The sequence below is a fragment of the Phenylobacterium sp. LjRoot225 genome (assembly GCF_964252855.1).
In the GTDB taxonomy this organism is placed as follows: domain Bacteria; phylum Pseudomonadota; class Alphaproteobacteria; order Caulobacterales; family Caulobacteraceae; genus Phenylobacterium.
On sequence record NZ_CAXUPL020000001.1, the window covers coordinates 568,035 to 591,835 of the forward strand.

22 protein-coding genes are annotated in these 23,801 nt (G+C 69.4%); 10 read left to right on the forward strand and 12 right to left on the reverse strand.

Annotated features, from left to right (window positions below):
- Positions 1 to 35: 35 nt before the first annotated feature.
- Complete coding sequence (locus tag ACSQ2B_RS02715) at positions 36 to 797, reverse strand: SDR family NAD(P)-dependent oxidoreductase (protein ID WP_436047106.1); 762 nt, start codon at positions 795 to 797, stop codon at positions 36 to 38.
- A gap of 197 nt (positions 798 to 994) precedes the next feature.
- On the opposite strand from ACSQ2B_RS02715, the gene ACSQ2B_RS02720 reads away from it, so the two are divergent.
- Together ACSQ2B_RS02720 and ACSQ2B_RS02725 are read left to right on the forward strand one after the other, a co-directional pair.
- On the forward strand, positions 995 to 2,191 hold the full coding sequence (locus tag ACSQ2B_RS02720) for an acyl-CoA dehydrogenase family protein (RefSeq protein ID WP_436047107.1): 1,197 nt from the start codon (positions 995 to 997) through the stop codon (positions 2,189 to 2,191).
- 17 nt (positions 2,192 to 2,208) lie between these two features.
- Positions 2,209 to 3,330, forward strand: a complete 1,122-nt coding sequence (locus tag ACSQ2B_RS02725; protein WP_436047108.1) for an acyl-CoA dehydrogenase family protein — start codon at positions 2,209 to 2,211, stop codon at positions 3,328 to 3,330.
- Positions 3,331 to 3,487: 157 nt separating this feature from the next.
- Here the strand turns inward: ACSQ2B_RS02725 and ACSQ2B_RS02730 are convergent, their stop codons facing one another.
- On the reverse strand, positions 3,488 to 4,960 hold the full coding sequence (locus ACSQ2B_RS02730) for an aldehyde dehydrogenase (RefSeq protein ID WP_436047110.1): 1,473 nt from the start codon (positions 4,958 to 4,960) through the stop codon (positions 3,488 to 3,490).
- A gap of 41 nt (positions 4,961 to 5,001) precedes the next feature.
- Positions 5,002 to 5,790 carry an SDR family NAD(P)-dependent oxidoreductase gene (locus ACSQ2B_RS02735; protein WP_436047112.1) on the reverse strand — a complete coding sequence of 263 codons (789 nt, stop codon included), beginning with the start codon at positions 5,788 to 5,790 and terminating at the stop codon, positions 5,002 to 5,004.
- A gap of 230 nt (positions 5,791 to 6,020) precedes the next feature.
- On the opposite strand from ACSQ2B_RS02735, the gene ACSQ2B_RS02740 reads away from it, so the two are divergent.
- From ACSQ2B_RS02740 to ACSQ2B_RS02750, 3 genes are all read left to right on the forward strand, one after another.
- Entirely contained in the window at positions 6,021 to 7,661 is a 1,641-nt protein-coding gene (locus ACSQ2B_RS02740) for a GMC family oxidoreductase (protein ID WP_436047114.1), read from the forward strand.
- A gap of 143 nt (positions 7,662 to 7,804) precedes the next feature.
- Positions 7,805 to 8,779 carry a hypothetical protein gene (locus ACSQ2B_RS02745; protein ID WP_436047116.1) on the forward strand — a complete coding sequence of 325 codons (975 nt, stop codon included), beginning with the start codon at positions 7,805 to 7,807 and terminating at the stop codon, positions 8,777 to 8,779.
- The gene (locus ACSQ2B_RS02750) at positions 8,761 to 9,969 is read left to right on the forward strand and encodes a cytochrome P450 (RefSeq protein ID WP_436047118.1); all 1,209 of its coding nucleotides are present in this window, start codon (positions 8,761 to 8,763) and stop codon (positions 9,967 to 9,969) included. Before ACSQ2B_RS02745 ends, ACSQ2B_RS02750 begins: the two co-directional genes overlap by 19 nt.
- A 13-nt stretch (positions 9,970 to 9,982) precedes the next feature.
- Here ACSQ2B_RS02750 and ACSQ2B_RS02755 read toward each other — a convergent pair whose 3' ends face one another.
- The gene (locus ACSQ2B_RS02755; RefSeq protein WP_436047120.1) at positions 9,983 to 11,212 is read right to left on the reverse strand and encodes a CaiB/BaiF CoA transferase family protein; all 1,230 of its coding nucleotides are present in this window, start codon (positions 11,210 to 11,212) and stop codon (positions 9,983 to 9,985) included.
- 174 nt (positions 11,213 to 11,386) lie between these two features.
- On the opposite strand from ACSQ2B_RS02755, the gene ACSQ2B_RS02760 reads away from it, so the two are divergent.
- The 4 genes from ACSQ2B_RS02760 (at position 11,387) to ACSQ2B_RS02775 (ending at position 15,161) form a co-directional block, all read left to right on the forward strand.
- Complete coding sequence (locus tag ACSQ2B_RS02760) at positions 11,387 to 12,190, forward strand: enoyl-CoA hydratase/isomerase family protein (RefSeq protein ID WP_436047122.1); 804 nt, start codon at positions 11,387 to 11,389, stop codon at positions 12,188 to 12,190.
- On the forward strand, positions 12,156 to 13,355 hold the full coding sequence (locus tag ACSQ2B_RS02765; RefSeq protein ID WP_436047124.1) for an NADH:flavin oxidoreductase: 1,200 nt from the start codon (positions 12,156 to 12,158) through the stop codon (positions 13,353 to 13,355). Before ACSQ2B_RS02760 ends, ACSQ2B_RS02765 begins: the two co-directional genes overlap by 35 nt.
- 19 nt (positions 13,356 to 13,374) lie before the next feature.
- Complete coding sequence (locus tag ACSQ2B_RS02770) at positions 13,375 to 14,130, forward strand: SDR family NAD(P)-dependent oxidoreductase (protein WP_436047127.1); 756 nt, start codon at positions 13,375 to 13,377, stop codon at positions 14,128 to 14,130.
- A gap of 119 nt (positions 14,131 to 14,249) precedes the next feature.
- Complete coding sequence (locus ACSQ2B_RS02775) at positions 14,250 to 15,161, forward strand: crotonase/enoyl-CoA hydratase family protein (RefSeq protein ID WP_436047129.1); 912 nt, start codon at positions 14,250 to 14,252, stop codon at positions 15,159 to 15,161.
- Positions 15,162 to 15,236: 75 nt separating this feature from the next.
- Here ACSQ2B_RS02775 and ACSQ2B_RS02780 read toward each other — a convergent pair whose 3' ends face one another.
- Genes ACSQ2B_RS02780 through ACSQ2B_RS02795 form a run of 4 tightly spaced genes read right to left on the reverse strand, consistent with a single transcriptional unit; the run spans position 15,237 to position 18,508 of the window.
- On the reverse strand, positions 15,237 to 16,196 hold the full coding sequence (locus ACSQ2B_RS02780; RefSeq protein ID WP_436047131.1) for a TauD/TfdA dioxygenase family protein: 960 nt from the start codon (positions 16,194 to 16,196) through the stop codon (positions 15,237 to 15,239).
- Between the two features lie 22 nt (positions 16,197 to 16,218).
- Positions 16,219 to 17,373, reverse strand: a complete 1,155-nt coding sequence (locus ACSQ2B_RS02785) for an acetyl-CoA acetyltransferase (RefSeq protein WP_436047133.1) — start codon at positions 17,371 to 17,373, stop codon at positions 16,219 to 16,221.
- Positions 17,374 to 17,375: 2 nt separating this feature from the next.
- On the reverse strand, positions 17,376 to 17,735 hold the full coding sequence (locus ACSQ2B_RS02790; RefSeq protein ID WP_436047135.1) for a Zn-ribbon domain-containing OB-fold protein: 360 nt from the start codon (positions 17,733 to 17,735) through the stop codon (positions 17,376 to 17,378).
- A 2-nt stretch (positions 17,736 to 17,737) separates the two neighbouring features.
- Positions 17,738 to 18,508 (reverse strand): enoyl-CoA hydratase/isomerase family protein, encoded by a 771-nt coding sequence (locus tag ACSQ2B_RS02795; RefSeq protein ID WP_436047137.1) that lies wholly within the window; start codon positions 18,506 to 18,508, stop codon positions 17,738 to 17,740.
- Positions 18,509 to 18,646: 138 nt separating this feature from the next.
- On the opposite strand from ACSQ2B_RS02795, the gene ACSQ2B_RS02800 reads away from it, so the two are divergent.
- Entirely contained in the window at positions 18,647 to 19,825 is a 1,179-nt protein-coding gene (locus ACSQ2B_RS02800) for an acetyl-CoA C-acyltransferase (protein ID WP_436049562.1), read from the forward strand.
- A gap of 35 nt (positions 19,826 to 19,860) precedes the next feature.
- Here the strand turns inward: ACSQ2B_RS02800 and ACSQ2B_RS02805 are convergent, their stop codons facing one another.
- From ACSQ2B_RS02805 to ACSQ2B_RS02820, 4 genes are all read right to left on the reverse strand, one after another.
- Positions 19,861 to 20,418, reverse strand: coding sequence for a nuclear transport factor 2 family protein (locus ACSQ2B_RS02805; protein WP_436047139.1), 558 nt, complete (start codon positions 20,416 to 20,418; stop codon positions 19,861 to 19,863).
- 2 nt (positions 20,419 to 20,420) lie between these two features.
- Positions 20,421 to 20,849 carry a carboxymuconolactone decarboxylase family protein gene (locus tag ACSQ2B_RS02810; RefSeq protein ID WP_436047141.1) on the reverse strand — a complete coding sequence of 143 codons (429 nt, stop codon included), beginning with the start codon at positions 20,847 to 20,849 and terminating at the stop codon, positions 20,421 to 20,423.
- Between the two features lie 20 nt (positions 20,850 to 20,869).
- Positions 20,870 to 22,618, reverse strand: a complete 1,749-nt coding sequence (locus ACSQ2B_RS02815; protein WP_436047142.1) for an N-acyl-D-amino-acid deacylase family protein — start codon at positions 22,616 to 22,618, stop codon at positions 20,870 to 20,872.
- Positions 22,619 to 22,746: 128 nt separating this feature from the next.
- Positions 22,747 to 23,610 carry an IclR family transcriptional regulator gene (locus ACSQ2B_RS02820; RefSeq protein WP_436047144.1) on the reverse strand — a complete coding sequence of 288 codons (864 nt, stop codon included), beginning with the start codon at positions 23,608 to 23,610 and terminating at the stop codon, positions 22,747 to 22,749.
- Positions 23,611 to 23,801: the final 191 nt, after the last annotated feature.

A 23,801-nucleotide genomic window follows, 5' to 3' on the forward strand; every position in this document is an offset into this window, starting at 1 on the left:
TTTTCTTTTGGCGTCCTTGATCCGCGCGCTGCGCCTCAGAGCATCATCTGGCCCCCATCCACATTGATCGTCTGGCCCGTGACATACCGGCTGTCGTCGCAGGCCAGGAACAGGGCGACCGACCCGATGTCGTCTTCGGGATCGCCGAACCGCCCCAGCGAGATCTCCCTGCGGTACATCTCGGCCTCCGCCGGGTGCTCCTCAAGGTAGGTGACGGCCTTCGGGCTGAGCGCGGCCGGGCAGAGCACGTTCACGCGCACGCCGTGCCGCCCCCACTCCCGCGCCGCCACGCGTGAGAGACCGCGAATAGCCTCCTTGGTGGCCGCATAGGCGCCGAAGCCCACGCCGCCGAAGATCCCCTCCCGCGAGCCGAAGTTGATGATCGATCCGCCGCCGCGCGCCTGGAGGTGAGGGAAGGCCGCCTGCATGTGGTGAAAGGTTCCGAACAGGCCGGAGCCCAGCGTCATCCGCAGCGTCGCCTCGTCGGTCTCCTCGAGCGGCGTGCCCGGCTTGGAGCTCTGGGCGTTGTTCACCAGCACGTCGAGACCGCCGAACCGGTCGAGGGCGGTTTGCACCGCGCGCTGGGCGGCGGCCGGATCGCCGGCGTCGCCGGCGCTGGCGGCGACCCGGCCGCCAATGGCGGCGAGCTCCTCCGCGGCCCGCGCCAGCCTGCCTTCGTCGCGCCCGGTGATCACCAGGTCCGCGCCCGCGGCGATGAAGGCCCGAGCGATCCCAAGGCCGATGCCCTGACCGGCGCCGGTGATCACAGCCACCTTGCCCGCAAGCCTGCCTGTCATCTGCTCCTCCCACCTCACATGAGGTCCCGCCACGGCGGGCCTTTCCGCTGGCCTATCATGGAGCTTCCCGATGCGGACGCGCGCGGCCAGTTCCGGAGCCACACCATCAGATAGCTGATGGCATGCCCGGGTGGGTTCCCCGCAGCTCGCGGGCGCCCGACAAATCTCTCGTTACGCCAAGGACGACCGAGACTTCCATGCAGTTGCAGCACGACCCGGACCTGGAGCGCTTTCGCGGCGAGATCCGGCAGTTCATCGCCGAAGTCCTCCCGCGCGAGATCCAGGCGCGTCATCGCACCAAGGTCCGCAACAACGCCATCGTCGAAGACCAGCTGGAATGGATGCGGATCCTGCACAGCCATGGCCGCTCGGCGCCGCACTGGCCGGTCGAATTCGGCGGCTGCGGCTGGTCGCCCCAGCAGCTCTTCGTCTTCAACGAGGAGCTCTATGCGGCGGACGCCCCCGAGTTCGACTGGGCGGGCACGCACATGCTTGGGCCGGTGCTCTACACCTTCGGCTCGAAGGCGCTGCAGGACCGGTTCCTGCCGGCGATCCGGGAGGGGCGCTACAACTGGGCCCAGGGCTTCTCCGAGCCGGGCTCCGGCTCCGACCTCGCCTCGCTGCGGACCTATGCGGAGCTGCGCGGCGACGTCTATGTGGTCAACGGCCAGAAGATCTGGACGAGCGGCGCTTCCGAGGCGGAGTGGGGGTTCTTCCTGGTCCGCACCGACCGCTCGGTGAAACCGCAGCGCGGGATCTCCTTCCTGATCATCAAGCTGGACACGCCTGGGGTCACGGTGCGGGAAATCCCGCAGATCAACGGCGAGGGCCATGTCTGCGAGATCTTTCTCGAGAACGTCGAGGTCCCGGCCGACCAGCTGATCGGCGAGCCCGGCATGGGCTGGACCTACGCCAAATTCCTGCTCGAGCACGAACGCACCGCCAGTTCCTTCATCTATTGGAGCAAGCGCGAGCTCGACCGCCTGCTGGAGATCGCGCGCGGCGAGATCGTCGAAGGCGCGCCGCTGGCGGAAGACCCGCGGTTTCAGGCGCGGTTCGCCAAGCTGAAGGCCGACCTCCTGGCGCTCGAATGGTCCGTCCTGCGCGTGCTGGCCAAGGAGGAGACCGGCTATCCGGAGGCCGCCGCCGCCTCGGTGCTGAAGATCCGCGGATCGGAGCTGCAGCAGGAGATCACCACCCTGCAGCTCGACGCGCTCGGGCCGAAGGCGCTGCGGTACTTCCCGCCGCCCCACCCGCCGGCGCCCAGCGCCGTATGGCCGGACTACGCCGCTAGCCGCGCCACGGTGGCCCTGATCACCCGGGCGGCGACCATCTACGGCGGGACCAAGCAGGTGCAGAAGAACATCCTCGCCAAACTCGCCTACGACCTCTGACGGATCGAAAAAGACCTATGGATTTCGCCAAATCCGACATCCAGCAGATGCTGCTCGACAGCGCCGAGCGCTTCCTCGGCGAGCAGGCCGGCGTGGAGTACTGGCGCGCCCAGCGTCTCACCCCGGACGGGTTCGACCGGGCGCGCTGGGCGGGCTTCGCCGAGCTGGGCTGGCTGGCGCTGCCGCTCCCGGAATCGGTCGGCGGCCTGGGCGGATCCCTGGAGGACATCGCCCTGCTGAACATCGCCCTGGGGCGCTCGCTGGCGACGGAGCCCTATGTGAGCACCGCCGTGCTCTGCAGCCATATCCTGGCCGGCGCCGAAGGAAGGGACGACCTCCTGGCCGAGGTGGCGGAGGGCGCCCTGCTGCTGGCCCTGGCGCACGCCGAGCCCGGACGCGACCCGCTGGCGGCCGACGCGGCGGAAACGGTGGCGATCCGCACCGGCGGCGGCTTCTTGCTGAACGGGCGCAAGATCATCGTCCTTGACGCGCCGTCCGCCGACAAGCTGATCGTCTCGGCGGAGCTGGAGGGCGAGGACGGGGCGGCCTTGTTCCTGGTCGGTCGCGACGCCGAGGGCGTGCTGCTGGACCCCTATCCGCTGATCGACGGCGGCCGCGCGGCCGACGTGGTCCTGCGCGACGTGGTCGTGGGACGAGGCGCGCTGATCGCCGGCCCGAACGCCGGGCCGGGGCTGCTGGAGGAGGCGGTGGATCGCGCCTGCGTCGCGCAACTCGCCCAGGCGGTGGGCTCGATGGAGGCCTGCCTCAAGATCTGCGGCGACTACGTCCGGGAGCGCAAGCAGTTCGGCGTCAGCATCGGCTCGTTCCAGGCGGTCCAGCACATGCTCTCGGATATGTTCATCGCCGCCTATCAGGCGCGGTCGATGCTCTACCAAGCGATCTCCGGAAGCTATCAGGAGAGCCACGCGCGGGTCGCCGCGGTGTCGGCGGCGAAGATCGTCATCGCCGAGGCGGGCCAGGTGGTCTCGCGCAACGGCGTCCAGGTGCACGGCGGCTGCGGGATCACCGACGAGTATGCGATCAGCCACCACTTCCGCCGGCTCCTGACGATCGAGAAGCTGTTCGGCGACATCGACTGGCATACCCGCAGGCTGGCGGAGGCGACGTTCGTGAGCTGAGCGGTTCTCCCACGACTGTCATCCCGGTTTCGCGCAGCGAAAACCGGGACCCATGCACACCGGAAGACGAGACGTCGCGCGGCGGGGCCGCGTGACGCCTTGAAGCGCCGTGCCCTGTCCCACTGGGGAGGAAGGGGATCGCGAAGCGGCGGCGTCCTCAGCCGCCGAGATGCCCCGGCGGCCGCGGCAGGCAGATGGTCTTGACCTCGGTGAAGCCGTGCAGGCCTTCGACGCCGCCCTCGCGGCCGACGCCTGACTGCTTGAAGCCGCCGTAGGGCAGGGTGAAGTCGATCACTCGCCCGTTCATCGCGAAATTGCCGGTGCGGATGCGCCGGCCGACGGCGTAGGCGCGCTCGACGTCCTCGGTGAACACAGCGCCGGAGAGGCCGTAGTCGCTGTCGTTGGCGATGGCGATCGCCTGCTCCTCGTCGTCATAGGCGATGACGACGCCCACGGGGCCGAAGATCTCCTCGCGGGCGATGGTCATGTCGTTGGCCCCCTCGAAGAGGGTCGGCTCGACGAACCAGCCCTTGGGCAGGTGCGCGGGCCGGCCGCCGCCCGTCACCAGCCGGGCGCCTTGCTCGGCGCCCTTGGCGATGTAGCCGCAGACCCTGTCGCGCTGCCGGCTGCTCACCAGCGGGCCCATCTGGGTCTGCGCGTCGAACGCGTCGCCGACCTTGATGTCGCGGAACGCCGCGGCCAGCGCCTCGGTCACCTCCGCCTGGCGGCGGCGCGAGACCAGGATCCGGCTGAAGGCGGCGCACTGCTGCCCGGTGAGGCTGATCAGGTTCGGCAGGATGCCGGCGACGATGGTCTCGATCTTGGCGTCGTCCAGCACGATGGCCGCGGACTTGCCGCCGAGCTCGGCGGTGTAGCGGACCATGCGGCTCGCGCAGATCGCCCCGATGTGGCGGCCGGCGGCGGTCGAGCCGGTGAAGCTCACCTTGTCGATCTCCGGCCTGCGGACCAGGTATTCCGAGACCTCGCGATCGGCCGGCAGGACGGAGAGCACGCCGTCGGGCAGGCCGGCGTCGGCCGCGCACTCCGCCAGCAGCAGGGCTTCGAGCGGCGTCTCGGGCGAGGGCTTTACGACCACCGTGCAGCCGGCCGCCAGCGCCGGCGCCACCTTCAGCAGCGTGGTCGCCAGCGGCGCGTTCCACGGCACGATGGCGGCGGTGACGCCGACCGGCTCGCGCACCACCACGCAGGCGCCGCCCTGCGCGGGCGTGCGCAGCTCCTCGAAGCCCTGCTCCGCCAGGCCGGCGAAATAGTCGAAATAGCCCTTCGAGAACGGCGCGGTGGCCGCCGCATAGGCGTAGGGCATGCCGACCTGCACGGCCCAGGCGCGGGCGAACTGGTCCGCCCGCTCGCCGACCCGCTGGCCGATCCGGCGCAGCACCGCGGCGCGCTCAGGGCCCGTCATGCGCGGCCAGGGGCCCTCGTCGAAGGCGCGCCGGGCCGCGGCCACCGCGCGGTCCACGTCAGCCTGGCGCGCCTCGGCCACACGCCCGACCAGGGTCTCGTCGGAGGGCGAGACGATCTCGATCGAGGCGGAGGTCTGCGGCGGGACCCAGGCGCCGCCGATGAACAACTGGTCCGGGTAGGCGAGTTCGACGGCGTTGGGATTCATCTCGGACCTCAGGTTTGGGGCAGGGCGGAGCGGCGTGGCGCTCAGGTCTCGACCACGACGGGCAGCGACAGGATTCCGCCGACGCCGCCGTCGACGTTCAGCATGTGGCCGGTGACGTAGGAGGAGGCCTCGGTGGCGAGGAACAGCACCGGCCCGACGATCTCCGCCGGATCGCCGAACCGCCCCATGGCGATGGCGTCGCGGAAGATTTTCGACCGCTGCGGATCGCCCACGGTGGGCGCGGCCATGTCGGTGTCGAAAAAGCCGGGCGCGATGGCGTTGCAGGTGACGCCGTGCGGCGCGAGCTCGGCCGCGACCGAGCGCGTCAGTCCCAGCACCGCATGCTTGCTCGCCGTATAGGCGGCCAGGTTGGGGCGGCCGGTTTCCGAGACATAGGAGCCGAAGTTGATGATCCGCCCCCAGCGACGCGCGGCCATCCCCTTGGAGAAGGCCTGGCAGAGCAGGTACATCGAGGTGACGTTCACCTCGAACATGGTCCGCCACTGGTCGAGGGTGGAGCTGTCCAGGCCGCCCCAGCCGGCGATCGCGCCGTTGTTCACCAGGATGTCGACCTGCGCGCCCGACGCCAGCAGGCTGTCACTGGCGCGCGCCACGGCGGCGGCGTCGCCGAGCTCGAAGACCGCGGTCCGCGCCTTGCCGCCCGACGCGACGATCTCGTCGGCCACCCCCTGCAGCTTCGCCTCGTCGCGCGCGGCCAGGATCAGCTCGGCGCCGGCGGCGGCCAGGCCCAGCGCGATCGCCCGCCCCAGGCCGCGCGAGGCGCCGGTCACGAGCGCGGTCCGACCGGAGAGGGAGAAGCTTGGCGGCACGTGCGGGATCCTGTCTGCAGGGACGACATGGGTAAGCCGTGCGCGAGGCTGCGATGAAGCCCCGGGCCCGATCCATCACATCGATGATGTGAGCCTCGCCCTCTCGCCGGGTCCCGGGCGGCGCCCTAAAGCTGATGCGTTGCGCCGGCGCCCAGCCTGCTTCCTCCGGCTCAAAAACTTGAAATAGCGGAGGTTCTTAAGGGTTGGGACCGACATCACGGGGGAGGAGCATGGTGGTGCTGGAAGCCGATTATGTGATCGTCGGCGCAGGTTCTGCGGGCTGCGTCCTGGCCAACCGGCTGACCGCCGATGGGTCTACGAAGGTCATGCTGCTCGAGGCCGGCGGCGACGACCGCCCCTGGAAGGACCCGAGCCAGCTTTCCAGCAAGATGAACATCTACATTCCGGCTGGCTTCACCCGCATGCTGGCGGACCCGAAGGTCAACTGGAATTACCAGACCGAGCCCGATCCCGGTACGAACGGCCGCCGGCACGCTTTTCCTCGCGGCAAGGTGTTGGGCGGCTCGTCGTCCATCAACGGCATGATCTATGTGCGCGGCCTTCCGGAGGACTATGACGGCTGGCGCCAGCTGGGCTGCGCGGGTTGGTCCTGGTCCGAGGTCGAGGCGATATTCCGGCGGGTCGAACGGCGGCAGGGCGTGTCCGCGGGTCCCGGGGGCGGCGGCCTCGACATCAGCGACTCGCCCATGGCTCACCCTATGCTCGACCGCATGTTCGAGGCCTTCCGCGAAGCCGGCGCCCCGATGAGCGAGGACCTGAACGGCACGACGCGCGAAGGCGTGTCGAAGATCCAGCTGAACATTCGCAACGGACTGCGCCGCTCGGCGGCTGCGGCCTATCTGCATCCCGCCATGAAGCGCCCCAACCTGCGCGTGCTCACCCAGGCCCTCGCGGCGCGCGTCGTGTTCGACGGCCAACGCGCCGTCGGCGTGGAATACCTGCAGGACGGGGTGATGCGGACGGTGCGCGCGCGCCGGGAGGTGATCCTGAGCGGAGGGGCGATCAACTCGCCGCAGTTGCTGGAGCTCTCCGGCGTGGGCCAGGCCGAGCGCCTCCGAGAACTGGGCATCGCGGTGGTGGCCGACAGTCCCCGGGTGGGCGAAAACCTCCAGGACCACTACGCCGCCATGGTGCGCGCGCGCCTGAAGCGCGGGGCGCCGAGCTTCAATGCGCTTTCCCGAGACTTCGGCCTGCTCGGTCAGGCCGCCCGCTTCGCCCTTTTCCGAAAGGGCCTCCTTGCGGCCGGCGGGTCGAACCTGACGGCCTTCCTGAAATCCGATCCCGCCCTCGACCTGCCCGACCTGCAATTCTTCGCCAGCCCGGCAACGGTCGACTTCGAGGCTCACGTCAGGAAGGGCGCCATGACCATGGAGGCGGAGCCCGGGCTGACGATCGGCGGCTATGTGATGCGTCCTCGCTCAAAGGGGACGGTGCACGCGGCCTCTCCCGATTTCCGGCAGGCTCCGGCGATCGCCCCGCACTTCCTGGAGGATTTGGCCGATCAGCGGGCCATGGTCGCGGCCCTGCGCTGGTCGCGGCGGGTCATCGCCCAGCAGGCGCTGGCGCCTTACGTCGATCATGAGCTCACGCCCGGGGCCGCGGCCGCTTCGGACGAAGACTTGCTGGCCTTCGCCCGGGCCGCCGGCTCGACCGGCTACCACCAGACCGGGACCTGCGCGATGGGCGGCCAGAAGGACGCCGTGCTCGATCCCAGCTTGCGCGTGAACGGCGTGAGCGGCCTGCGCGTCGTGGACGCCTCGGTCATGCCGGCGATCGTGTCCGGCAACACCCACGCCGCGACCGTGATGATCGCCGAGAAGGCCTCCGACCTGATCCGCCAGGCGGCTTAGCTGCAGAGCTTCATCAAGGGTGTGATTGCTGAAGAACAGTGCTCGATGATTTCTGCGAAAGTACCCAGGGCGCGCTATTCTGCAGCTCGGAGGATATCCCCATGAGGACCATCCAGATCCGAGCCGCGCATGAGCGGATTGCCATGACGGCGTTTCTGCCGGAGGGCGATAAACTTAGCGGATGCGTGATCTTCGCTTCGCCAGGCGGGGGTTACAGCCGCGGTTATTACGACATGACCTTTGACGGCCGCCCGGGCTACAGTCAGGCTGAGCACCATACCGCCCAGGGCCATGTGGTCGTCGCCTACGATCACCTGGGCGTGGGCGAGAGCGATGTCGCCGGCCTCGCCGCCCTGTCCATCGAGGACATCGCGGACGCCAACAACGAAGCCGTTCTGGAGGTCCAGCACCTCATCGAGACCGGCCGCCTCTGCGAAGGGTTTCCCGCCCTCCCGCAGGCCCTGCACGTTGGCATCGGCCAGTCGATGGGCGGCGGCGTGACCATCATCATGCAGGGGCGACACTGCACCTTCGACGCGATCGGAGTGCTGGGCTACAGCGCCATCCACACGGTGCTGCCGCAGCGCACGATCTTCGATCTCGAAGCGGCGAAGGCGCACTACCAGTACTCGCGCACGACGTCGGCGGCCGAGCTCTCCGTCGCGCGCTCCAGCGCGGAGGTGGCGGACTTCGTCTATCCCTTCCACTGGGGCGACGTGCCGGCGGACATCGTCGAGGCCGACATGCGGGGCGGATATCCGCTTCGTCGCAGCGCCCCGCCCTTCGGCAGCCTCACCCTTCCGAACTGCGTCGTGGCGATGATGTCGCCCGGTTTCGTGGCCGCGGAAGCCGCATCCGTCGAAGCGCCGGTCTTCCTGGGCTACGGGGAGCGGGACGTCAGCCCCGACCCGCACGCGGAGCCGGGCGCCTTCCCGGCGTCGCGCGACGTCAGTCTGCTGGTGGTTCCGCAGATGGCCCACATGCACAACTTCGCCTCCACGCGTCGGCGGCTATGGGACGCGCTGAGCGCCTGGGCGGCGGACAGGGCGCCACGCCGGACCCGCGGGAGCGCCCAGGACAGCTCAGGGAGACAATCGACGTGCCCGCCTATGCAATGAATCCGATCGTGCCGGACCACGTTCCGGCCGAGCTCGTCTACGACTACGACATCTATGCGCCGGGTCCGCCGGGGTCCGACTTCTACGCCGAGCTCTACCAGCTCAAGAAGCGTGCGCCGGCGGTCTTCTGGACCCGCTACAACGAAGGTCACTGGTACGTGACCGATGCGGCGCTGGCGAACCAGGTTCTGAAGGACAGCGAGACCTTCTCCAGCCGCCGATTGGTGGTTCCGGCCAGCAACAATGCCGAGAAGGGTTTCGTGCCGATCGCGCTCGATCCCCCGGAACATACCAAGTACCGCAACCATCTCTCGGTGGGCCTGTCGCGCAAGGCGGTGGCGGACCTTGTGCCTGGCGTGCGGGGGCTGGCGATCGAGCTGATCGAGAGCCTGCGTCCGAAGGGTCAGTGCGAGTTCATGGCGGACTTCGCCTTCCAGCTGCCGATCATCGTCTTCCTCAAGCTTGTCGACCTGCCGCTCGAACACCGCGAAGGGCTGCTGCAGGAAGTCGCCAAGATCATCCGCCCGGGCAGCAACAAGGCCGAGGTGATCGCTGGCCTCGCCGCTTATCTCAAGCCCATCGTGCAGGCGCGCCGCGCCGCGCCGGGGGACGACCTGATCAGCTGGCTGTCGACCCGCGAGGTCGACGGTGAACGCATGTCCGAAGACAAGCTGCATAGCATGTGCACGCTGCTTCTGATCGGCGGCCTGGATTCGGTGGCCAACACCCTGGGCTTCTTCGCCCGCTTCCTCGCCGAGAATCCCGCCCACCGCCGCCAGCTCCGCGAAGAGCCGGCCATCCTGGCCTCGGCGGTCGACGAACTGCTTCGGCGGTTTCCGACGGTCACCGCCGGCGCCGGCCGAATGTGCGTCAGCGACATCCAGCTGGGACCGGCGCCGATCCGCGCCGGAGATCAAGTCATGGCGCCGCCGCCGATGCTGAATTTCGACGACGAGACCTATCCGGACCCGCTGAAGGTGGACTTCTCACGACGGATCCACAGCGTCGGCAGCTTCGGCCAGGGCCCGCATCGCTGCGTCGGCGCCGCGCTCGCCCGTTCGGAGTTGGGGATCTTCCTCGAGGAATGGCTTCGCCGCATTCCCGACTTTGAACTCGCCGAGCCGGAGCTCACCTTCCAGGCGGGGGTGAACATCTCCTACGCGCGCTTGAACCTGCGGTGGTCCGCCTGAGGGAGCGGCGCCGCTAGATCACGGCCTCGGCGCGCAGGGCCTCCAGGGCGGCGCGGTCGAGGCCGAGCTCGCGGCCGAGCACCTCGAAGGTGTGCTCGCCCAGCATCGGTGGGGCGACGTAGCGCTCGATCGGCGTGGCCGAAAAGCGCAGCGGGCTGCCCACCACGCGCAGCTCCGGCGCCAGCGGATGCGGGGTCGAGACGGCCATGCCCCGGTGCCGGATTTGCGGATCAGCGAAGACCTGGCCGATGTCGTTGATCGGCCCCGAGGGGATGCCGAAGGACTCCAGCCGCTCCAGCCAGTACGCCACCGTGTTCTGGCGGAAGATGGCGTCGAACGCCTCGGTCAGGGCTTCGCGGTTGGCGACGCGCAGGTTGTTGGTGTGGAACAGCTCGTGCGTGGCCAGGTCAGGCCGCTCGACGGCGTCGCACAGGCGGACATATTGCACGTCGTTGCCCGCGGTCAGCATGATCGCGCCGTCGCGGCAGGGAAACAGGCTCGACGGCATGCCGCCATTGCCCTGGGTGCCTTTGCGCACCGGCACCTCGCCGGACGTCAGATAGATCTGCGCGTAGTGCGACAGCGCCGCCACCACGCAGTCGAGTAGGGCGATATCCAGGTGCTGGCCCACGCCGCCCTGCGCATCGCGGTGGTAGAGCGCCGCCAGCAGGGCGTTGGAGACGTTCAGCCCGGTGATCACGTCGACGATGCTGGGTCCGACCTTCATCGGGCCGCCGCCCGGCTTGTGGTCGGGAAGGCCGGTGACGCTCATCAGTCCGCCCCGGCCCTGGAACACCGCGTCGTAGCCGGGCTTCTTGGCGTCGGGGCCGCTCTGGCCGTAACCCGTGACCGAGCAGTAGATGATGCGCGGGTTGATCGCCCGGATCGCCTCGTAGTCGAGGCCGTAGCGGGCGAGGTCGCCGACCTTGTAATTTTCCATGAACACGTCGGCCCGGGCGGCGAGCTGGCGGACCAGATCGGCCCCGCGCGGGTCGGCGATGTTGATCGAGACCGACGTCTTGTTGCGGTTGGCCGACAGGTAGAAGGCGTTCTCGCGCGTCGCGCGCCCTTCCGCGTCGCGCAGGTAGGGCTCGCCGAACACGCGCGCGTCGTCGCCGGAGAGCGGGCGCTCGACCTTGATCACCTCGGCGCCCAGGTCGCCCAGCATCTGCGCCGCCAGCGGGCCGGCGAGGACGCGGGTCAGGTCGAGCACCCTGATGTTGTCGAGCGGCAGTTGGCCCACGATCGCCTCCGTCTTTGGCCGAGCCCCTCCGGTGATAAGACATCGCGGTCGCATGTCAGCGGGCCGCCCGAGGGCATCACAAGCCTGATCTGCTGGCCCTCCGAGCGGTTGGGCGCTCGCCCCCGCCGGACCGCTCCGCGATAGTGGGGTGCGAGCTTCGCGGACAGAGAGGCCATGAGCGACATCATCGAGGACAGCCCGGCGCCCGGCGTCTGCCGACTGACCCTGAACCGGCCGGACACGCTCAACGCCTTCACCTATGCAATGTACGCCGAGCTGCTCGCCGTTCTGGAGCGGCTGCGCTTTGATCCTGACGTCCGGGTGGTGGTGCTGAGCGGGACGGGGAAGGGCTTCTGCTCGGGCCACGATCTGCGCGCCAGCGGCGATCCCGATTGGGTCGCGCAGGGTCAGGGCAAGGCGCAGATGGTCCGGGCGATCGTCGCCAGGCTCGGCGAGATCCCGCAGCGTCTCCGCGGGCTTCCCCAGCCGGTGATCTGCGCGGTCAACGGCGTCGCGGCCGGCGTGGGCTATGCGCTGGCCCTGGCGGCGGACCTGACGATCGCGGCGCGATCGGCCAAGTTCGTCAACGCCTTCCACAACGCCGGAACCGGGCATGAGCTTGGGGTGAGCTACATGCTCCCGCGCGCCGTCGGCGCGCAGCGCGCAGCGGAGATCCTGCTGACCAGCCGGCCGGTCATGGCCGAGGAGGCGGCCTCGATCGGCATGATCCTGCGCGCCGTGGCCGACGAGACCTTGATGGACGAGGCCCTGGCCCTGGCCGACCAGATCCAGCTGAACAGCCCGATCGGCATCGCCCTCACCAAACAGAGCATGTGGCTGAACGCCAGCGCCGGCAGTCTGGAAGCCGCGATCGAGCTCGAAAACCGCGCCATCTTCATGAGCCAGTCCACCGAGGACAGCGCCGAAAAGCGAAGAGCATTCCTTGAGAAACGCCGCCCCGAGTTCCTCCAGCGCTGACCCCGCAATCCGCTCGCCGGACGCAACGTCGGTCGACCCGTTGCTGACGCCGCTGCAGCTGCGCGGCTGCCGGCTGGCGAACCGGGTCGTGATGGCGCCCATGTCCCGCTACATGAGCCCCGGCGGGATCCCGACGCCGGAGGTCGCGTCCTACTACGCCCGCCGCGCGGCTTCGGGCCTGGGCCTCATCGTCACCGAGGGGGCGGCCGTCGCCCACCCGCTGGCGGTCGACCATCCGGGCGTGCCCCGACTCCACGGCGAGGCGGCGCTGCAGGGCTGGAAGGCGGTGGTCGAGGCGGTGCACGCCGCGGGCGGGGTGATCTGGCCGCAGCTCTGGCACCAGGGCCCGATGTGGAACGTCGAGCACGCCGGCGACGACGCCATGGGGGGCCTGCGCCCATCTGGCGTCTGGGGCCCCGACGACGGAGTGATCTCGATTCCCCAGGAGACCCGCAGCCGCGCCTTGCCCGAGACCCGGGCGATGACCGACTCCGAGATCCAGGAGGCAGTCGAGGCCTATGCGCTCTCCGCGCGCCACGCCAAGGCGCTCGGCTTCGACGGCGTCGCCATTCACGGCGCGCACGGCTACCTGATCGACAGCTTCCTCTGGGGCGTCACCAACCGGCGGGCGGACCGCTGGGGCGGGGGCTTGCGCGCCCGCGCCGAGTTCGGCTGTGCGGTGGTGCGGGCGATCCGCCGGGAGGTCGGCGAGGAGATGCCGATCGCCCTGCGCCTCTCGCAGTTCAAGATGCAGGACTACCGCGCGCAGATCGCGGCGTCTCCCGACGAGCTGGAAGCCCTGCTGGGGCCGTTGGCCGATGCCGGTGTCGACCTCTTCGACGCCAGCCAGCGCTTCTTCGACACCCCGATCTTCGAGGGCTCGTCGCTGAACCTCGCGGGCTGGGCCAAGGCTCTGACCGGCAGGCCGTCGATGACCGTCGGCGGCGTGGGGCTCGGCAAGGCCGCCGGCCCCGCCAAGCACATCGACGACAGCCAGGCCTCGGCCGACAACCTGCCGCGGGTCGTCGAGCGCTTCGAGCGCGGTGAATTCGATCTGGTCGCCGTCGGTCGTTCGGTGCTGAACGATGCGGACTGGTTCTGCAAGGCGCGGGCGGGCGAGCCGTTCGCACCCTTCGACCCCGCCAATCTGCAGCGGCTCACCTGAGGTTTCCGGAGGACCATCCATGAAAGCGCTTCGTTTCGAGGGTCGCTCCATCCTGGTCACCGGCGGCGGCTCGGGGATCGGCCGGGCCGCGGCCCTGGCTTTCGCCCGCGAGGGCGGCCGGGTGTTGGTCGCCGATCTCGATGCGGACGCCGCCGGAGAGGCGGTCGAGGAGATCCGCGCGCTGGGCGGCGTCGCATTCGCCCAGCGCACCGACGCCACGAACGAGGACTCCATCGTCAGCATGGTCGAACAGGCGGTCGCCCGTCACGGCCCGCTGCGGCACGCCTTCAACAACGTCGGCCTCTCGCGCGAGGGGACGCTGGAGACCATGACGCGGGTGGACTGGGACTGGACACTCGCCACCACGCTCACCTCGACCTTTCTCAGCATGAAGCATGAGGTTCCGGCGATGCGCGCCGCCGGCGGCGGGACGATCGTCAACACCGCCTCCATGTCGGGGAAGATCTTCACGCCCGCGGCGTCTCCGGCCTATGCGGCGGCCAAGGCCGGCGTCATCCAGCTCAGCCATTATGCGAGCTGCGCCCACGCGGCCGACGGGATCCGGGTGAACAGCGTTTCGCCGGGCCTGACCGCCACGCCGCTGATCGCACGGATGTTCAGCGTCGAGCAGCAGAACGCCATCGCCGGCGAGGCCCAGGTGATCGCCCGCGCCGTGACGCCGGAGGAGATCGCCGCGTCGGTCCTCTTCCTGAGCAGCGACGAGGCGGGGATGATCACGGGGCGCGACCTCGAGGTCGCCGGCGGCCGCCATTGAGCGGCGGCGCAGCGATCACGCAGGTGATGTCCCTCGGTCGCGCCCGCCTCCGACCTAGGCGAGCGGAGGGAAATCTCAGCAATTAGGTCGGGGAGCCAGGCTGCCGCAGGGAGTTGAACGTGGGCGAAAACCGCAAATGGCTAAAGACGACCGAGACGCTGAAGTTCGAGGTTTCGGACTCTGTCGCGCGGATCACCCTCAACCGGCCTGAGAAGCGCAACGCCCTCAGCGGGCGGATGCTCGCCGAACTGCATCAGGCGCTGCTCGAGGCCGACGACCGGGCGGATGTGCACGCCATCCTGCTGGACGGTGCGGGCAAGGACTTCTGCGCCGGCTACGACCTGACGGACAGCTACGGCGGGGGCGGGGCCGAGACGGCGGACTATGATCCCGCGCAGTATCGCACCCGGGCGGGCACGCTCGATGACGACATCTGGCATCTGGAGCGCCAGCAGGAGCTGACGCTGATCATGCTCGACCTGCACAAGCCGATCGTCGCCAAGCTGCAGGGCAACTGCCTGGCCGGCGGCACGGACCTGGCCTTCTCGTGCGACATCGTGCTGGCGGCCGACGACGCCAAGATCGGGTTTCCCGCGGCGCGGGCCAACGGGACGCCGCCGACCAATCTGTGGCTCTACCACTGCGGCCCGCAGTGGGCGAAGCGGATGCTGTTCACCGGCGACGTCATCAGCGGCCTCGACGCCGCCCGCATCGGCCTGGTGCTGGAGGCCTATCCCGCCGAGGAGATTGAGGACCGTGCGGTCGAGCTCGCCCGCCGGATCGCCTGCGTCGACGCCGAGATCCTGGCTACGCACAAGCGGGTGGTGAACATGCAGATGGAGCTGGCCGGCGCCAGGCTCTCGCAGCGCTATGCCGCCGAACTCGACGCCCGCGCGCACCTCTCGCAAGGCCCGCGGCGCGACCGCTTCCGCCAGGACATGGCCGAGCTCGGGCTGAAGGACGCCCTGAAGAATCGCGACGCGCCGTTCGGCGACGGCCGCATCAGGCTGCGGGCGAGGGCGCCGCGATAATAGCCCTCTCCCGCTTGCGGGGAGAGGGCTCGGCGGCGCCAGATGGGTCAATCACGTCGCCCGAAGGGAGGAACCTCAGTCGACGATCCGCTTGACCTTGCGGTCGCGGTCCAGCTCTGGATCGAGATAGCGGCCGACCTTGTAGTCGCCCATGATGGTGGTGCGCTCGGCGCGGCGGCGGCAGTGCAGCGGCACGCCCTTGGCCGAGTGGATGACCCGCCAGTTGTCCCAGACGATCATGTCGTCGCGGCCCCAGCTGTGGAAATAGGCGTAGCGGTCGTCGCACAGCACGCCGGCGAGTTCGTTCAGCAGCGCGTCGCTCTCGGCCTTCTCCAGGCCCAGGATGTAGCGCGCGTGCATCGGCGAGAGCTTCAGAACCTTCCGGCCCGTCTCGCGCTGGGTGATCACCAGCGGGTGGACGCAGGGCGGGAAGTCATAGGTCTTTTCGCTTCGCGGGGGAGCGTCGGCCGGCCGGTAGGCGCGGATTTCGGGCGGAAAGCCGAACTGGCCCGAGGCCATGTCCGGGTTGAACTCGTAGACGACCTCGAGCCCCTCGATCCGCGCCTTCTGCTCGGGCGAGAGCCGGTCATAGGCGGCGACCGCGTCGATGAAGCCGGTCTCGCCCATCTCCGGCGAGGGCTCTTTCATGCACAGCACCGCGCCGCGGACGATGGTCGGCATGAAGCTCTGGTCCCAGTGCCAGCCGAGCCAGCCGGCCCGGACGATCCCGTCAAGCTCATAGTGCTGTGCGAATCTCGGGGCGCGGTCCTCCGGGTCGTAGGCGAGGGTCATCAGATAGGGGTTGTCCGGCCGGTTCATGTCCGCGGTCGCCGCCGGCTCCATCTCGCCGAAGACGGCGCTCAGGCGCATGTGGACCTCGTCGCTGGTCCCGGCGCCGCGGAACAGCAGCACACCGGCGCGGATCCAGGCGTCGAGGATGGCGTCGCGGGTCGGCTCGTCGATCGGCCGGCTCAGGTCGACGCCGACGACTTCAAGGCCGAGGTGCGGCGAAAGGGGTTTCAGCTCGAGCCTCATGGCGCGGTTCCTCTACTGATCTTCATATGGTCGCTGTCGTCCCCAGAAGCACCGTGGCCTGGCTGGACAGGACGCCGCCGTTGCCGTGGGCGAGGGCGATGTCCGCCTTCTGCAACTGTCGGTCGCCCGCCTCGCCGCGCAGCTGCCGGACGCACTCCACCAGCAGGAAGAGCCCGTACATCCCCGGGTGCACGCAGGAGAGGCCGCCGCCGTTGGTGTTCATCGCCAGTCGCCCGCCCGGCGCCACGGCGCCGCCCTGCACGAAGCGGCCGCCTTCGCCCTTAGGGCAGAAGCCGAGGTCTTCCAGGAACAGGATCGGAGTGATGGTGAAGGCGTCGTAGACCATCACCAGGTCGACCTCGGCCGGGCCGCAAGCGGCCTGGGCGAAGGCCTGGGCGCCTGAAATCGCCGCGCCGGTCACGGTCAGGTCCGGCATGGACGAGATCTCGCGATGGGTCACCGTGTGGGCCGCGCCCAGCACGGCCACCGGGCGCTTGGCGCAGTCGCGGGCGCGGTCGGCGCGGACCATCACCACGGCCGCCGCGCCGTCGTTGAACAGGCAGCAGTCGCGCACGGTCAGCGGGTCCGACACCATCCGCGCGTTCAGGACGTCGGCGATCGTCAGCGGCTCGCGCACGGCCGCCTCGGGATTCAGCTGCGCCCATTTGCGCGCGGCGACCGCCACCTCGGCGAGCTGTTCGCGGGTCGTGCCGTAGAGGTGCATGTGCCGGCTGGCGGCCAGCGCATAGGACGAGAGCGGCGCCAGCGGCCGGTAGGGCGCTTCCCACGGTGACTGGCGCGTCATGCCGACCCCCGCCGGCGGATGGCTCTGGGGGTTGGAGCCGTAGGCGATCAGGGCGCAGTCGATCAGCCCGGCGTCCAGCGCGAGCGCCGCCTGCTGAACATAGACCTCGAAGGCCGAGCCGCCGGTGCGGTTGCAGTCCGTGACCTTGGGCGTGATCCCGAGATATTCCGCCAGTTCCAGCCCGCCCAGCGCCTCGTAAGGCGCCGAGGTGTAGAGCGCGTCGACGTCGCTCAGCTCAAGGCCGGCGTCGGCCAGGGCGAGCAGGGCGGCCTTGGCGGTCATGTCGACGGCGGAGACGTTGGCGCAGCCGCCGACGCCGAAGGTGGCGGCGCCGACGATAGCGGTGCGGGCCCGGGAAAATCCGTGCGCCATGGTCAGGCCGGAACGAAGACGACGAGCGGCTGGTCGCCTTCGGTCACAATGCGGGCCTGCACTGGCAGGCCGATGACGACGGCGTCGGGCGCCAGGCCGTCGACGCGCGACATCATCCGCGGACCCTCCGCCAGATCGATCAGGGCCACAGTGTAGCTGTCGGCCGGGTCCTTCTTGCGCACGACGGTCACCGCATGCACCGCGCCGCGGCCGCTGGCGTTCACCCATTCGAGATCCTCGGCCCCGGTCCGGGGCTCGGCGATGCGGGGATAGAAGACGTAGCCGCCGGTCGAGCGGCTGCGCTGGATCATGAAGCGGCCCTCGGCCAGGTGCGCGCGCCACTCCATCTCCGGGTGGATCATGCTCAGGCCCCCTTGAAGGCCGGCTTGCGGCGTTCGCGGAAGGCCTTGAGGCCCTCCTCGTGGTCCTCGGTGCGGCTGGCGATCGGCTGCATCAGTGATTCGACGTCGAGGTACTGGTCGAAGCTGGTCGCCGCGGCGAGGTCGACCTGCCGTTTGGCGAATCCGAGCGCGACCGTGGGCGCCTCGGCCAGGGATCGGGCGAGCTCCAGGGCGCGCTCGAGCAGCTGGTCGGGCTTCAGGACCTCAAGCGCCAACCCCAGGTCCAGCGCTTCCTCGGCGCCCACCATCCGGCCGGAATAGGCCAGCTCCTTGGTCCTCATGGCCCCGAGCTGCTGGCGCAAGAGCCACAACGAGCCGCCGTCCGGCGCCAGGCCGATGTTGCGGAAGATCAGGGCGAAGCGCGCCTTCTCCGAGGCCAGGACGAAGTCGCAGCACATGGCGTAGGCCCAGGCGACCCCGACGCAGACGCCCGGCACGGCGGCGATGGTGGGCTTGTTCAAGCTGTGGATGGCGCGGGAGATGCGGTTCAGCGTGTGCATGCGGTCCATGGACCCGACGACGCCGCCGCGGCCCATGCCGCCGACATCCATGCCCGAGCAGAAATCGCCGTTCGCCCCGGTCAGCACGACCGCGCGGATCTCGTGATCCAGGGCGATGTCCTCGAACGCCTCCCACAGCTGGCGGCGCATCTCAGGCGTGATGGCGTTCTTCGTCTCCGGCCGGTCGAGGGTGACGATCGCCACCGCGTCCTGCCGCTCGAAATGGACCGTCATGAGTTGCTCCGCGCAGGTCTTCGCCTTCCGGAGTCCGCCATGACCCGGCTCAAGTCAAAGCGGGCGGGAACTGATCAAGAGGGTGATGAAATCCCGCGCGGATTGCGGGCGCGCACGCGGTTCACCTACGACCTGGGCATGAAGGACGCCGCCATAGTCGCCACCGCGCGCACCCCGATCGGCAAGGCCCACCGCGGGGCGCTCAACAACATCCACGGCGCGAGCATGGCGGCCCATGTGATCACCGCCGCGCTCGCGCGCGCCGGTCTCGATCCGGCGGAGGTCGAGGACGTGCTGCTGGGCTCGGCCAGGTGCGAGGGCGCGGTGGGTTCGAACATCGCCCGACAGGCGGCCTTGCGCGCGGGGCTGCCGGTCTCCGTGGCCGGCGTGACCCTGGACCGCAAGTGCGCCTCGGGCCTGCAGACGATCGCCTTCGCCGCCCAGCGGATCCGCGCGGGGGAGGGGAATGTGCAGGTCGCTGGCGGGGTGGAGACGGTCTCGCTGGTGGACCCGCACCGCAACACCTTCCGCGCCAAGGACGAGTGGCTGGCCGAGCATCGGCCGGACATCTACATGGCCATGATCGAGACGGCCGACATCGTCGCCAGGCGCTATGGCGTGAGCCGCGAGGCCCAGGACGCCTATTCGGTCGAGAGCCAGCAGCGCACCGCCGCGGCGCAGGCGGCCGGTCGGCTCGATCAGGAGATCGCGCCGATCAGGGTGGTGAAGAACGTCGTCGACAAGACCGGCGCCGTGACCGGCCAGGAGGAGCTCACGCTCGCCCAGGACGAGGGCAATCGCCCGGACACCACGCTCGAGGCGCTGGCCAGGCTGAAGCCGGTCCGCGATGGCGGCTTCGTGACCGCCGGCAACGCCAGCCAGCTCTCCGACGGGGCCAGCGTCTGCGTGCTGATGGACGCCGACGAGGCGGTCCGGCGGGGCGTTCCGATCCTCGGCCTCTATCGCGGCATGCAGGTCGTCGGCTGCGAGCCGGACGAGATGGGGATCGGCCCCGTGCTGGCCGTGCCTAGGCTGCTCGATCGCGCCGGCCTCAAGGTCGAGGACGTCGACCTCTGGGAACTGAACGAGGCCTTCGCCAGCCAGGTCCTCTACTGCCGCGACCGGTTGGGGATCCCGCCCGAGCGGCTCAACGTCGACGGCGGCGCGATCGCCGTCGGCCACCCCTTCGGCATGTCCGGCTCGCGCCTGACCGGCCACGCCCTGATCGAGGGCCGGCGTCGCGGGGCCAAGACCACGGTGGTGACCATGTGCATCGGCGGCGGCATGGGCGCGGCGGCGCTGTTCGAAATCGTGTGAAAATGCTCCAGCGCCGGAGGGGGCGTTCGCGCGCCTCAGCTCTCCCGCAGCTTCCCGTCCATCAGCGGCCGCACGTAGGAGAGGTCGCTGCGGTCGCGGGTGGACGGACCCGTCGAGGCCGCGGCCTTCGCCCAGGCCTCGGGCAGGTCGGCGTCGAGAAAGTGGCCGATCTTTTCGTTCAGGCAGACGCGGTGGGCGATGGCCCAGCGTCCTTCGCGCTTTTCGAGCCGGTCGATGTAGCGGCCGAAGCAGAGGCTGGGCGGACCCTCGCGGTTCTCGCCCCAGAAGATGTAGTAGGTCTCGGCGTGGGCGGTGTCGCCGTCGATCTCGACCGTGTGGTTGGCGATGACGTGGTGGTGCTTGGTCTGGAACTCGCCGTGCCAGCCGATCGCCCAATCGCAGAACTCTTCCGCCTGGGCCTCCGCCACCCCGTGCTGGTCGATCGCGTCGGGATGGTAGGCCGACAGCATCAGCGCCTTGTCATGGCGGTCCACGCCGCGGGTGTAGCGGTGCAGGCAGTCGAGGATCTCCTGGCGGTCCTTCGCCTGCCGGACAAAGGCGACCAGGTCGGCGTCGAGCGCTGCGTCGGCCATGGCTAGAGGAGCCCCCGCTCCTCGGAGGTCTTCACATCCGGATCCATGCCCACCTCGCGCAGCGCCTCGATGACCGCGGTCTGGGCGGTGGCGATGCAGGGGAAGCCCACATAGGAGGAGAGCTGGACGAGCAGGCTTTCGAAGTCGGCCACGGTGAGGCCGTTGGCCACGCCGATCTTGACGTGGTTCCTGAGCTCGGCGGGCTGTTTCAGGGCGATCAGGGCGGAGATGACCGCCAGGCTCTTCTCGCGCCGGGCCAGGCCTTCGCGGCCCCAGCTGTCAGCGAAGGAGTAGTCCAGAGCCATCCGCGTGATGTCGCAGCCGAACTTGCCGGAGGTGGCGGAGGCTTCGAGCTTCTCGCCGTACTCCGCCCCCATCATGCTGCTGATCACGGCCAGGCCGCGTTGGCCCTTCTCGTCTAGCTTGGTCATCGCTGGCTCCGGCTCATTTTTCATTCGGCGGCGAGCTGCTGGCCGTCGACGCCAGCCGGGTCAGACCTGCCGCCGCGAACGAGGCGGCCGGGCAGGGCGCCGGTGGGCCGGCCCTTGCGATAGGTCACCTGGCCCGAGACGATGGTCGCCTCGAAGCCGTCCGACCTCTGGGTCAGCCGCTTGCCGCCCGCGGGAAGGTCGCGCTGAACCCGCGGGGCGTAAAGATGCAGCCGCTCGAGGTCGATGACATTCAAGTCCGCCTTATATCCGGCCTTCAGCAGGCCGCGATCGTTGAGGCCGACGGATTCGGCGGTGTCCCGGGCCAGCATGCGCACGGCCATCTCGATGGGCAGCACGCCCTGCTCGCGGACATACTGCGTCAACATGAAGGTCGGATAGGCGGCGTCGCAGATCATCCCGTAGTGGGCGCCCCCGTCGCCGAGCCCCAGCACCGTGCCGGGCTTGCCGAAGAGGTCGGTGGCGGCGTCGAACCGGTCGTCCTGGGTGTTGCCCATCGGGCAATAGAGAATGCTGCGACCGTTGTTGCGCAGCAGCTCGTCGTACATCAGCTCGCGTTCGCCGACGCCCAGCACGGCCGCGCGGCGTTTGATGCTGTCCTCGGGCGAGGGGTTGTAGTTGGGCGGATCGCCCAGCGGGAAAAGCAGATGGGTCTGCGACACCACCCAGAGGAAGAAGGGGTTCGGGTCTTCCGGCTGCTCGGAGAGCAGCTGCGCCCGGAACGCCGGGTCGCGCATACGGGCGACCTTCTCCTCGAGCGGCAGGTCGGCGATCTGCTTGTAGCTCGGGTTGAGCGAGAACGGATGGTAGCTGAGGTCGAGGCCGAACAGCTGGCCGATCGGCCGCGGATAGAACTGGCCGTGAATCTTGCGGCCTTCGCTGGCGGCCTTGGCGAGGCCGTCCACCAGCACCTGGTATCCGCCCGTCACGGCATTGCCCGTCAGCAGGCTGAAATTCACCGGCCGGCCAGAGGTCTCGTTGAGCGTCTCGATCACCTGCCACTCGTCGCGCGAGAGCTTGTCGGTGCTCGGGATCAGCTGGAAGACGCCGGCGCCGGCGTCGCGCAGGCCGAGCGCCAGCGCCTTCAGCTCGTCGACCTCGGTGGCGGTCGAGGGCGCGGGCCGGCCGTCGCGGAAGCGGTGGGCCAGCTGGCGCGAAGTGCTGACGCCGATGGCGCCGGCCTCGACGGCTTCCTTGGTCAGCCGCCGCATCTCCGCCAGGTCGTCAGGGGTCGGCGGCTCGAGGTTGGCCCCGCGCTCGCCCATCACATAGACGCGCAAGGGGCTGTGCGGCAACTGGGCGGCGAAGTCGATGTCGGTCTCGCGTTGCGAGAGCGCCTCCAGATACTGCGGGAAGCTCTCCCAGTTCCACGGCACGCCCTCGGCCATGACCACCTCGGGGATGTCTTCCACGCCCTCCATCAGCTTGATGACGAGCTCATGGTCGGTGCTCTTGGTCGGCGCGAAGCCCACGCCGCAATTGCCCATGACCACCGTCGTGACGCCGTGCTGGGAGGAGGGCGCCAAGCGGTGCTCCCAGGTGACCTGGCCGTCGTAATGGGTGTGCACGTCGACGAAGCCCGGGGTGACGACCATGCCGGTCGCATCGAGCTCGACGGCCCCGGAGCCGTCCACGTCGCCGACCGCGACGATGCGGTCGCCTCGGACGCCGATATCGCCCGTGTAGGGCGCTGCGCCGGAGCCATCGACGATGGAGCCGCCGCGGATCACGAGGTCATAGGCTGGAGTCATGGTCACCTTCGCGCAGCCCGCGCTGCCCTGGAGAGTTCCCTCATGCTCGGCCTTCGCCGAACTTGGCCCGAGCATAGGCGCTGTGCTCCGGAATTTGACAGCCATGTGCTGTGGGAGCGGCGCACCGTTCACATGGGTGATGGTTCGGCGGCGGGTAGATCCTGCGTCTGCGGTTCGAGGCCGGACGCCCGACGGCCGAACGACTGCAGGGCGGTCAGCAGCTGGTCGAAGTTGGCGCGCATCCGCTCGAGCGGTGCGGCCACCATGAGCGCGCCGACGATCTCGTCATTCGGGTCGAAGACCGGCACGGCGATCGCCGCCGTGTCCTTCAGGAGCTCGCCGAAGCTGGCGCAGTAGCCGAGCTGTCGAACGGACTGGAGGTTCTCGTTGAGACGCTCGGCGGTGGTCAGGGTGGCCTCGGTCAGCGCTTTGAAGGGCATGCGCGCCATGTACGCCGCCCGCCGCTCTTCAGGCGCGTAGGCCAGCAACACCCGGCCGGCGGCGCTCGCGTAGAGCGGGGCGCGGATGCCGACCCGCATGGCGTAATGCACCGGCTGCGGGCTGTTGACGCCGTCGGTGTAGATGACCTGGCCGATCTCCCAGTCGGCGATTCCGAAGCCCACCGACTCCTGCGTCGTATCGGCCAGGCCGCGGACATAGGACCGCATCAGATCCGGCATCGACCATGAGGCCAGGATCCCCCCGGCGAGGCGATAGCTCGCCGGACCGAGGGAATATGACCCGCCCTCGCTGATCAGGAAGCCGTCGGTCACCAGCGCCTTCAAAGACGCCAGCAAGGTGCTCTTCGCGACGTCCAGCGCCTCGCTCGCTTCCGACAGCGTCATGCCGCCGCGCCGGGCGGCGAGCAGGTCGAGGAGGCGCAGGACCCGGGACATGGCTCGCGGCCCGGCGGTGGGACCGCTCATTGCGCGCGAGCGCGCGCCGTCGCCGCCTGTCCCGCCGCGTCCAGCCATCACCTTAGGTCCCTTCATTCTCTGCGCCTGCGGCAGACCGGGCGGTCCCAGTGACAATCCGCCTCAGCTTCGTAGGGGTTCGAAAAATCGAACGCAATTCGAAAAACCTTGCCAAGCGCAAGAATGGGAGTAGATCTTCAGCAAGCCGGCGAAGACAGCCAGCAAGGGAGCAGGCCGTGACGACCAGGGAAGAGCGCACAATCAAATCG